Source organism: Mesorhizobium sp. L-8-10 (assembly GCF_016756635.1).
Lineage (GTDB): Bacteria > Pseudomonadota > Alphaproteobacteria > Rhizobiales > Rhizobiaceae.
This window is the reverse complement of the sequence record NZ_AP023263.1, coordinates 2,145,057-2,154,551: the sequence shown is the minus strand read 5'-3', so window position 1 is coordinate 2,154,551 and position 9,495 is coordinate 2,145,057. Positions and strand designations below refer to the sequence as shown.

Annotated in this window: 13 protein-coding genes; 9 read left to right on the top strand and 4 right to left on the bottom strand. The window is 65.7% G+C overall.

Features of this window, described 5'->3' with window-relative positions; translation table 11 throughout:
* Position 1: 1 nt before the first annotated feature.
* Entirely contained in the window at positions 2-883 is an 882-nt protein-coding gene (locus tag JN280_RS10075) for a LysR family transcriptional regulator (protein ID WP_202311865.1), read from the bottom strand.
* Positions 884-998: 115 nt separating this feature from the next.
* Between JN280_RS10075 and JN280_RS10070 the strand changes: the two genes are divergently transcribed.
* The 5 genes from JN280_RS10070 to JN280_RS10050 all read left to right on the top strand — a co-directional run bounded on the left by JN280_RS10070 (position 999) and on the right by JN280_RS10050 (position 4,628).
* Complete coding sequence (locus JN280_RS10070) at positions 999-1,490, top strand: DMT family transporter (RefSeq protein ID WP_202311863.1); 492 nt, start codon at positions 999-1,001, stop codon at positions 1,488-1,490.
* Complete coding sequence (locus tag JN280_RS10065; RefSeq protein ID WP_202311861.1) at positions 1,487-2,041, top strand: DMT family transporter; 555 nt, start codon at positions 1,487-1,489, stop codon at positions 2,039-2,041. Before JN280_RS10070 ends, JN280_RS10065 begins: the two co-directional genes overlap by 4 nt.
* 369 nt (positions 2,042-2,410) lie before the next feature.
* On the top strand, positions 2,411-3,322 hold the full coding sequence (locus tag JN280_RS10060; RefSeq protein ID WP_202311859.1) for a hypothetical protein: 912 nt from the start codon (positions 2,411-2,413) through the stop codon (positions 3,320-3,322).
* The gene (locus tag JN280_RS10055; protein WP_202311857.1) at positions 3,303-3,782 is read left to right on the top strand and encodes a hypothetical protein; all 480 of its coding nucleotides are present in this window, start codon (positions 3,303-3,305) and stop codon (positions 3,780-3,782) included. The genes JN280_RS10060 and JN280_RS10055 overlap by 20 nt, the downstream gene beginning before the upstream one ends.
* A gap of 84 nt (positions 3,783-3,866) precedes the next feature.
* Complete coding sequence (locus JN280_RS10050; protein ID WP_202311855.1) at positions 3,867-4,628, top strand: glycosyltransferase family 25 protein; 762 nt, start codon at positions 3,867-3,869, stop codon at positions 4,626-4,628.
* Between the two features lie 139 nt (positions 4,629-4,767).
* On the opposite strand, the gene JN280_RS10045 is transcribed toward JN280_RS10050, so the two are convergent.
* Positions 4,768-6,012, bottom strand: coding sequence for an RNA polymerase sigma factor (locus JN280_RS10045; protein ID WP_202311853.1), 1,245 nt, complete (start codon positions 6,010-6,012; stop codon positions 4,768-4,770).
* The gene (locus JN280_RS10040; protein WP_202311851.1) at positions 6,009-6,371 is read right to left on the bottom strand and encodes a YciI family protein; all 363 of its coding nucleotides are present in this window, start codon (positions 6,369-6,371) and stop codon (positions 6,009-6,011) included. The genes JN280_RS10045 and JN280_RS10040 overlap by 4 nt, the downstream gene beginning before the upstream one ends.
* Before the next feature lie 169 nt (positions 6,372-6,540).
* On the opposite strand from JN280_RS10040, the gene JN280_RS10035 reads away from it, so the two are divergent.
* The 3 genes from JN280_RS10035 to JN280_RS10030 all read left to right on the top strand — a co-directional run bounded on the left by JN280_RS10035 (position 6,541) and on the right by JN280_RS10030 (position 7,731).
* Positions 6,541-6,975, top strand: a complete 435-nt coding sequence (locus JN280_RS10035; protein ID WP_202311849.1) for a YybH family protein — start codon at positions 6,541-6,543, stop codon at positions 6,973-6,975.
* A 78-nt stretch (positions 6,976-7,053) separates the two neighbouring features.
* The gene (locus JN280_RS40285) at positions 7,054-7,275 is read left to right on the top strand and encodes a DUF6958 family protein (protein ID WP_446720747.1); all 222 of its coding nucleotides are present in this window, start codon (positions 7,054-7,056) and stop codon (positions 7,273-7,275) included.
* 75 nt (positions 7,276-7,350) lie between these two features.
* Positions 7,351-7,731, top strand: a complete 381-nt coding sequence (locus tag JN280_RS10030) for a VOC family protein (RefSeq protein ID WP_202311847.1) — start codon at positions 7,351-7,353, stop codon at positions 7,729-7,731.
* Between the two features lie 206 nt (positions 7,732-7,937).
* Here the strand turns inward: JN280_RS10030 and JN280_RS10025 are convergent, their stop codons facing one another.
* Positions 7,938-8,819, bottom strand: a complete 882-nt coding sequence (locus JN280_RS10025; RefSeq protein ID WP_202311845.1) for an EamA family transporter — start codon at positions 8,817-8,819, stop codon at positions 7,938-7,940.
* Positions 8,820-8,899: 80 nt separating this feature from the next.
* On the opposite strand from JN280_RS10025, the gene JN280_RS10020 reads away from it, so the two are divergent.
* Positions 8,900-9,391, top strand: coding sequence for a MarR family winged helix-turn-helix transcriptional regulator (locus JN280_RS10020; RefSeq protein ID WP_202311844.1), 492 nt, complete (start codon positions 8,900-8,902; stop codon positions 9,389-9,391).
* The last annotated feature ends 104 nt before the right edge of the window (positions 9,392-9,495 follow it).

Genomic DNA, 9,495 nt, shown 5'->3' with positions numbered 1-9,495 from the left:
ATCAGGACACCACCAGCCGCTCGGCCAGGAAATCGACGAAGGCCCGGATTCTCGGCGAGCGGCTTGCCGGCCACAGCACGCGCAACGCCCCGCAATCGCGCACCGAGCCTTCGAGCAGCGACACCAGCCTTCCCGCCGCGATCTGCCTGGTGACCGCATAGGCGGGCAGGCAGGCGATGCCGAAGCCCTCTTCGGCCAGATAGGCACGGGCTTCGATCGTGCTCACCGTGGCGGCGACCGGAAACTCAATGTCCAGATCGGCGCCATCCCGCACCAGCGGCCATGGTTCCAGCTTGCCCGATGTCGGATGCCGGTGGTGCAGGCAGGCATGTTTCGTCAGGTCTTCCGGCACGGCCGGGACGCCGCGGCGCGCCAAATAGGCGGGGGCGGCGACGAGCCGATGCGGGAAACTGCCGAGCTTACGGCTCATCAGCCGGGAATCGGCGACGTCGCCGGTCCGCACCACCGCGTCGAAACCCTCCTCGATGATATCGACGAGGCGGTCGGAAAAATCGATCTCCATGCGGATATCGGGATAAGCGCGCATGAAGGCCGCGATCGTCGGCAGCAGCAGGCCCTCCGCGATCGGCAGGCTGACCCGAAGCGTCCCTCGCGGAGCGGAGGCGGCTTCCGACAATTCCTGCTCGGCCGCCTCGATCTCGCCCAGGATCCGTCGGCAGCGTTCGAGAAAGATGCCGCCGTCGGCGGTGAGCATCATGGTGCGCGTGCTGCGATGGAACAACCGCACGCCGAGTTGGCCCTCCAGCCGCGCCACCGCCTTGCCGACGGCGGATGCCGACATGCCGAGTTGCCGCCCCGCGGCAACGAAACTACCAGCCTCGGCAGCCTGGACGAAGGCGCCGAGCGCGACGAGCCTGTCCATGGTTGCACCTCGATTGCGGAAGAATCTTCCGGATTGTCCGGAACCATAGCTGATTTTTCCGGAAAGCCGATGCGCTTATTTCGATGGCCATCGACCAGACAGGCAGGAAACCTTCATGGGACGCCCGACAGACTGGCTGCTCGCAACCGCCGCCGGTGCAGTGCTCGCAGTGATGATCCAGTTGAACAGCCTGCTCGCCGCGCACAGCAGCGCCCTTTTTGCATCATGGGTCGCTCACGGCGTCGGCGCCGCAATGGCCCTTTGCCTGGCGGCCGCCGCCTCGCGGCTCGCCCGTTTTGCAGGCCCCCGCGACGTAGGGGACACGCAGGAGCCTCTTCCGCGCCTGCCGACGCCGTTCTGGGCCTATCTCGGCGGGATTCCGGGAGCCTTCACGGTCGTTCTGGCGGCAATCGCAGTGAATGGCGGCCTGACGCTTTCGGCGACGCTCGCCCTGATGCTTGTCGGACAGACGGCATTCGGCATGGCCGCCGATCGTTTCGGATGGTTCGGCCTTGCGCGGCGACCGCTCGGAGCCAGGGAACTGGTCGGCGCCCTCGCGCTTCTTGCCGGCAGCGCGTTCCTGCTTCTCGGAGGGCGCGCGCCGTGACCATCCTCATCCTCGTCGCCTTTCTCAATGGCGGACTGATCGCAGCCAGCCGGTCGATCAACGCACGCCTCGGCATGTCGATCGGCGCCCTGCGTTCCTCCTTCTGGAACCATCTCGGGGGCCTGATACTGCTCACCGTCCTGTTGACTGCCGCCGGGCTGCCCGATCCCGACAGAGCGCTCGGCGCACCGCCCGCCGCCTATTGCGGGGGCGTTCTGGGGGCACTCTTCGTCGCGATCAACAGCCGCGTCCTCCCAAGGCTCGGCGCCCTCACCACGCTGACGCTGATCATCGGCGGCCAGATGGCGGCGGGCCTCGCGATCGAATACCCCATTTGGGGGATGCCGCTCGATCCGCTGCGGATCGCCGCGGTCATGCTCATCATCCTCGGCGCAGCGCTTGCACGGGGAGGCATCATGCATGCAACATGTTGCAACGGCGGGCTTATCCGATGCGAAACCGGTAAGATCCGACGCCTGGTCGAAACGCGGGAGTCGGATGCAAAGCCAGTTGGACGCACGACAGTCCCACAAGAAACGCGTCCACCCTGAATCCGTACCGCGCTTACGCCTTATGCGTAACGTGGCACGCGCGGACGTTGTGGTAAGCTCCGGTCAGTTTTTCCATACGGGCTGGGAGTAGTAGGAATGCGGAAGATCAAAACCTTTGCTTGGGCAGGCGCGGTCTTGTTGATGGCCACAGCTCCGAGCTTTGCGATGGGATGGTGGTTCCCCGGTGACGGGGATGGCGAGGGAAACCCGCCGCAAAGCCATTCCGCGCCGGGGCCTGTCCTTGGAATCGGCCTCCCGGCATTGGCGATCGCAGGTGGGTACGCGCTGTACATGATCCGGCGCAGGAAATAGCGGCGCGCGTAAGTGGCCGCGGCTAAAGGACTCCGTCCGGTTGGGTGTCGGCAGGCCGTGACGAAACTTCTCTCACAACTTTCCCGTGCCGGCGCGCCGAAGTCAGGCGCACACGCCTCGGGTTCGGCGGCCGCGCCGGAGGCGAGCGGTCACCTTCAGGCCGCACCGGTCACCCGGGGTGTGCTCTTTGGCGGCCTCACTGTCGTGGGCTTCGCCAACGGCATCAGCGAGCGGGCCGCCGACCAGATTGCCGGGAGCGGTGTCGCGACGGCACTGTTCAACACATTCGGGGTCAGCGCGGTGGTCTGGGCTGGCGCAATCGCGGCCCTCTGGCTGCTCGCGCGGGCTCCGCGCGAGGCTGCGACGCGAATGGATTTCGGCGTCGCCGCGGCCGCGGCGATCGCTTTCCTGCTGCCGGTCCCGTCTCTCGCCTGGCTGGCGATCACGGCGCTGGCCGCCTGGCTCGTCTGGACCTCGCCACCCGACGGGCCCATGCGGCGCGCGGCGGTCGTGCTCGCCGCCCTGACCGTGCCGATGCTGTGGGCCCGCATCCTCTTCGCTTCATTCAGCAATGCGATCCTCGGCGTCGACGCCAAGCTAGTCGGCTGGCTCGTCGGCACTCAGAGCACGGGCAACACGATCCCCTTCGCCAACGGAAACGGCGTGCTGTTCCTCGAGCCGGCCTGCTCCTCACTCACCAATGTGTCGCTCGCCCTTCTGTGCGGCGTGCTGTTCGTGAAGGTCTACGATCGGCTATGGTCTGGCCCGATCATCGGCGCAACCTTGCTCGCCTGCCTTGCCACCATCGCGATCAACGTGTTCCGGATCGCTCTCATCGGGGTCTTCCCCGACAGCTACGCACTGCTCCACGGTACGACCGGCGCAATGGCGGCGGAATGGGCGACCATATTGGCGGTTCTCGCCATTTACACCGCGGGGATCAAACCCGATGCGCCGGCTCGCGCTTAGCGTCGCCCTCGGCCTGCTGCTCGCGGCAAGCCTCGCCATCAAGGTCTACGGCCGTGCCGCGCTCGCCGGGAGCGCGGACGATGTCGGCGACCAGGATATCGTCGCCCTTCTTCAAAAGCACGGCTTCCAGACGTGGAGAGCCGCGACCGACACGGATCCGGTCTGGGTGCACGGCACCAGGAATGGCTGCCAAATCGACATCGCCGGCGTCTCCCCGCAGGGTTGGCATCGCGCAATCGTCGACTGGCATGCAGCCGGCAAAAGACTTCAATACTCCGCAATGGGCGAACTGCGCGACCAGCAGCCTATGCTGAAGCCGATGATGGTTCACTATCTCGCCCGGCTTCAGCGTTATGCGGGCATAGGCGCGCCGGAAGTGAAGATCCGGGCGATCGTCATCACGCCCGGTTGCCCGGCTGATGTCGTTCCGCCCGCAGAGCTGGCCGCCTTGTCGGATTGATGCTTTCGCCTGCCGCGCGGAACGCGGTTTGTCATCATTGAAGAACCCGGCGGCTTCATATACCCAAGGCCCGGTCGAAGTACGATGCGGCGGGTCCTCTTGCAGCTCTACGTCATCAATCTGCAGCGGTCGGGCGCCCGGCGGGCAACGATGAAGCGCCAGCTCGACGCGCTTGGCATCGGCCATTCCTTCTTCGATGCTGTCGACGCGTCGAAGGGTGAGCACCTGTCCATCTCGCGCTACGCTCCACGGCGCGCGGTCTGGCTGCGCCAGCGGCGCATGAGCGCCGGCGAGATCGGCTGTTTCGCCAGCCACTATCTGCTTTGGCAACGCTGTGCATCCGGCACGGAGCCCATGATCGTCATGGAGGACGATCTCGCCATCGATGCCGGCTTCTGCAGCGTGGTCGCGCTCGTCGAGGCTTCGATCGCTCGTTTCGGCTTCATCCGCCTGGCCGGCCTCAACAAGGTCGCCGAGGTGACCATCCGTCCGCTCGAAGCGCCCTATCGGCTCGTCCGCTTCCTGAAAGGGCCTGCCGGCACGCAGTGCTATGCGATCTCGCCGGAGGCCGCGCGCATGCTGCTCGCCAAGGCGGGTGCCTGGATCGAGCCGGTCGACGATTATCTCGACCGTTTCTGGACCCACGGCGTCCAGAGCGTGGCGATCCTGCCCTTCCACATCCGTCATGATGTCGAGGAACGGTCTGACATCGGCGACACCAGGGCAAACCGCGAGAGGTCGTTTGTCGGGCCGGTCGGACGAACAGCGAGCCGGCTCCATGCTTCGCTCGCCCGGCGGCTGTCCAATATCCGTCATCTCGGCCTCACGGCATCGCGGCCGAGATAAAGCATGTCTCCCGAAAGTGGGTACCGGTTTCGGGACAAAGACATGCGTCAAATTAAAGACCTACAGCGTGTCGCGTTAATCCATTTTCACGCAACACGCTGTAGTAGGCCGGCGATCCCCAGGCGCCACGAGCGCACGCTCAGCGCGTCGCGCCCAGCCGATCGAGTTGCATCCGGATATGAGCCGCCTCGGCTGCGGTGTTGGCGAGGACGATCGCCCTGGCAAACGCGGCCCTGGCCTCGCTGTCACGCCCCGCCTGCACCAGGAGCTGGCCCTTGAGACCGTGGAAGTGGAAATAGCCGTCGAGCGGCGCGGCCAATGGCTCGACCATGGCGAGCGCGGATTCCGGTCCATGGAGCCTGGCCACGGCGACCGCCCTGTTGAGGCTCACGACAGGTGAGGGCTGCAGCCTTTCGAGCGCCTCATAGAGCGCGTCGATCTCGGCCCAGTCCGTGTCTTCAGGCCGGGCCGCGGCGGCATGTGTCGCGGCGATCGCCGCCTGGATCTGATAGGGCCCGGGGCGGCGGTGGCGCAGCGCCTTCTCGACCAGCACCGTGCCTTCCGCGATCAGTGCGGTGTCCCAAAGGCGGCGGTCCTGGTCGTCGAGGAGCACGATCGCGCAATCGGCATCGAGCCGGGCTCCGGCGCGCGCATGCTGCAGAAGCATGAGTGCAGCCAACCCCATGATCTCGGGTTCGCCGGGAAAGAGTTGGAGCAGCAGTCGCGACAGGCGGATCGCCTCCTCACAGAGCGGCAGCCGGATATGCGCCTCGCCGCCGCTTGCGGCATAGCCTTCGTTGAACAGCAGGTAGATCATCGCCGCTACGACGCCCAGCCGCCTTTGCCTTTCGAGGGCGTCGGGCGCGCCATAGGGAACTGAGGCTGCGGCGATCCGGCGTTTCGCCCGCGTGATCCGCTGCTCCATCGCGCTTTCTCCCACGAGGAAGGCGCGGGCGATCTCCTTGACGGAAAGGCCGGACACGATGCGCAGCGCCAGCGCGATCTGCTGTCCCGCCGGAAGATCGGGATGGCAGCAGATGAACAGCAGCCTGAGCACATCGTCGCGATAGAGCCCGTCGTCCAGCCGCTCGGCCATCGAAGCCTCCGCGTCATCAAGGTCGGAAATCGCATCCTCGGGCGGCAGGGCCTGCTGCCGCGCCTTGCGGCGGGTCTCGTCGAGCGAGGCATTGCGACCGACGAAGATGAGCCAGGCTAGCGGATCGCGCGGTGGCCCTTTCCCGGGCCAGGTCTTCAGCGCCCGGAGCGAGGCTTCCTGGTAGGCCTCTTCGGCCAGATCGAGATCCCGGAAGTAACGCAGCAGCGCACCGATGGCCCGAGGCCGGGCCGCCGCAAGCTGTGCGCCGATCCAGCCGATTTCGGTCATTTCAGTCCGACACCCGGGTTGAATTCCTTGACCGGACGGAGCTCGAGCCCGCCGCCCGGCATGTGGCTGGCATATTCGCGGGCGATGTCGATGGCCTCCTCGAGCGATGCCGCCTCGAAGACCCAGAAGCCGAGCAGAACCTCCTTGGTCTCGACGAAAGGACCGTCCAGCACCATCGGTTCGGCCCCGCCGCGAATGCTCATCGCGGTGCTGGTCGGCATAAGGCGCAGATTGGGGCCGAGCTTTCCCGCAGCTTCGAGCTTTCCATCCGTGACCGTATGCCTGGCCATCACGGCCTCGTCGTCCTCCTTGCGCCACTCGACCGATTCGGGGGCGTAGCAGAACATCGCAAAACGCATCGGTTCGTCCTCCTTCATCCAGATCAAGGACGTAGCACAGCAGGCCGCGCCGACAAGCGCGGCGGGATTTTTCGGTCCGCCTGGCCGGATGCAAGAAAAAATGCCCGCCATGATGTCGGGATCGCCCGATGCCGATCGTCCTCGGGCAAGAACAACGAGGAGAATGAACATGACCAGCGAGACCGACCGCAACGCGATCAGCGCACTGATCGAAGGCATCCAACGGAGCTTTCATGACAAGGACAGCGCGGCCGCATTGGCGCCCTATGCATCCGATGCGACCATTTTCGACCTCGCTCCGCCGCTCGTTTCCGCGACGGGGACCGATCCCGCCAGGCTGCAGGCTTGGTTCGACGGCTGGGAGGGACCGATTGACCGGTCGACACAGGACCTCGCCATAACGGCCGAGGACGACATCGCCTTCTGCCACGCCCTGCTCCGCACAAGCGCGACGACCAGGCGTGGCGAGCACGCCGTCTTCTGGACCCGCGTCACTCTGTGCCTGAGGCGAATCGGCGGCGACTGGCGGATCGTGCACGAACACGAATCCGTGCCCTTCTACATGGACGGTAGCTTCCGTGCCGCCGTCGACCTCCAACCCTGACAGGAGGCGGACCATGGCCATGGTGACGGGCGAGAACCTCAACCATTCCGGCTCGACCAGGCAAGTGGACGCCGCCCGCTGCGAGGCGGCGAAACGAGCCTATCTCGCCGTGCTCTCGTCGGCTCCGGACGGGCCGACATCGGAAGAAATCAGCCTGCGCCTCGGAACGCATCCTTCCGAAGAGACGTTTCCGGCAGGGCTGGATTGGGCCGGTGGGCCAAGACCGTCCAGCTCGATCTGGAGGCCAAGGGCATCGCCAGACGCGACAAGAGCCGGCCTCTACGCCTGCGCAAGGCGTGAGGCGGCAACCACCGCATCGGCCCGAACCTCATGCTCGGCAAGAACGATGCGCCGCTTCAAACCAGGGAGAAGATCATGTTGAACGACAAGCAACCGGTTGCGACCATCGCCGTGAGAGACCTTCAGGTGGCTCGCAGATTCTACGAGGACAAGCTCGGACTGACGCCACCAGGCGACCCCGATCCGCATATGGTCGCCTACCCGTGCGGCGGAAGCTCATTGTTCGTCTACCAGTCCGAGTACGCCGGGACCAACAAGGCGACGTCGGTGACATGGAATGTCGGCAGCGATCTCACGGAAATCGTCCGCAGGCTCGGAGCGAAAGGCGTCGCCTTTGAAAACTACGACTTCCCCGGCACGACGAAGGAAGGCGACATCCACATATTCGGCGAGATCAGGAATGCCTGGTTCAAGGATCCCGACGGCAACATCCATTCGTTGGTCGATGGCGGATGAACGGCACGGCATCCTTTCCCCGACGGGGAAAGGATGAAGCCGCATCGGAAGCCCACCGCGCGCTCGGCCCGTTGCCTGAACAGGACCCGGATGCCCTTGTGAGGCAGGCCGGAATTCCACCCCTCGGCCGAGCGCCGACCGGGTTTTGTTACGCAAAGACCCGTCCCGGTAGCTTGAACCTGCGCCGATTCGGTTAACGTTTCCTTTCACCGCGCCACGGCGGGTGAAGCCACTGTCGCGGGCACCTGTTGCGCACGCTGGCTCAGCCAGACGCTGCCGAGAACCACGACCATGCCTGCGACCTGCATGGGGCTGAGCGACTGTCCGAGCACGGACCAGCCCAGGATGACCGCCGTCATCGGGCTGAGGAAGCCGAGCGGCGATACGACGGAGGGCTCGAGCCGCGCGATGCCGCGGAACCAGAGGATGTAGGTCAGCGCCGCGCCGATGAGGCCCAGATAGATGAAGCCGAGGAGATTGTTCACCGAGAGCGCCGGCAGCGGCGGTTCGAGCCACAGGGCAACCGGCAGCAACAGCAAGCCTCCGGCCGTCAATTGCCATGCCGTGAAGGTGAGCGGCGAGACCGGCGGCTGCCAGCGGCGGCTCAGCACGGTGCCCGCCGCCATGGAGGCCGCCCCGCCCAGACCCGCCACGATCCCGAGCGGATCAAGCGCTGCCTGCGGCGTGAGGATGAGCAGCGCGACGCCGGCCATGCCGCTCAGCGCCGCTGCTATGGCGAGCGGCCGGATCGTCGCGCCGAGCAGCGGGCGCGCGAGAAGGATGACGATCAGCGGCTGAATGGCGCCGACCGTGGCGGCGACGCCGCCGGGCAGGCGGTAGGCGGCAACGAAGAGCAGCCACCAGAAGACCGAGAAATTCAGCGCGCCGAGGACCAGCACCCTGCCCCACCACGCGCCGTGCGGCAATTGCCGGACGAGGAGCAGCAGCAGGATGCCCGCCGGCAGCGCCCGCAGCATGGCGACCGTCAGCGGATAGCCCTGAGGCAGCAGTTCAGTGGTCACGAGATAGGTGCTGCCCCAGATTGCCGGTGCCACGGCGGTGAGCAGGAGATCGACATTGCGGGCCATGAGAGGCGTCCCCGTTTATCTTGACCTCAAGATAATGCCGTTTAGCTTGACGTCAAGATAGATTATGGAGATAAGGGCACATGGATCGGGTCGACGACATCCTTGCGCAGTGGAACCGGGAACGCCCCGATCTCGATGTTCGTCCAATGGGGCTCATCGGCCGCGTGAGGCGCATCTCGCACCACATGACGCGGACCATGGAAAAGACCTTCGCCGCGCATGGGCTGAACGCGGCCAGCTTCGATGTGCTGGCGACCTTGCGGCGATCCGGTCCGCCCTATCGCCTGTCGCCAGGCGATCTCATCGCCACCATGATGATCACATCGGGGACGATGACCAACCGCATCGACCAGTTGGAGAAGGTCGGGCTCGTGGCGAGGGAACAGAACCCTCAGGACGGGCGCAGCGTGATCATTTCGCTTACGGACAAGGGCTTTGCCGTCATCGAGGCAGCCGTTGCGGAACATGTGGCGACCCAGGCGCGACTGACCTCGGCGCTCAGCCCGGAAGACTTCGCCGCGCTCAACCGCCTGCTGAGCCGATATCTCTCCAGGCTGGAGGCGGAGGGATAGTTCCAGCCGTCGACAGGATCAGCCGTTGGAGCGCGCGGCCCACGCCTGTTGACGAGAAAGCCGGGCAGTCTGGACCGGCCGCGCCGGCGACCTGGATATGTAGA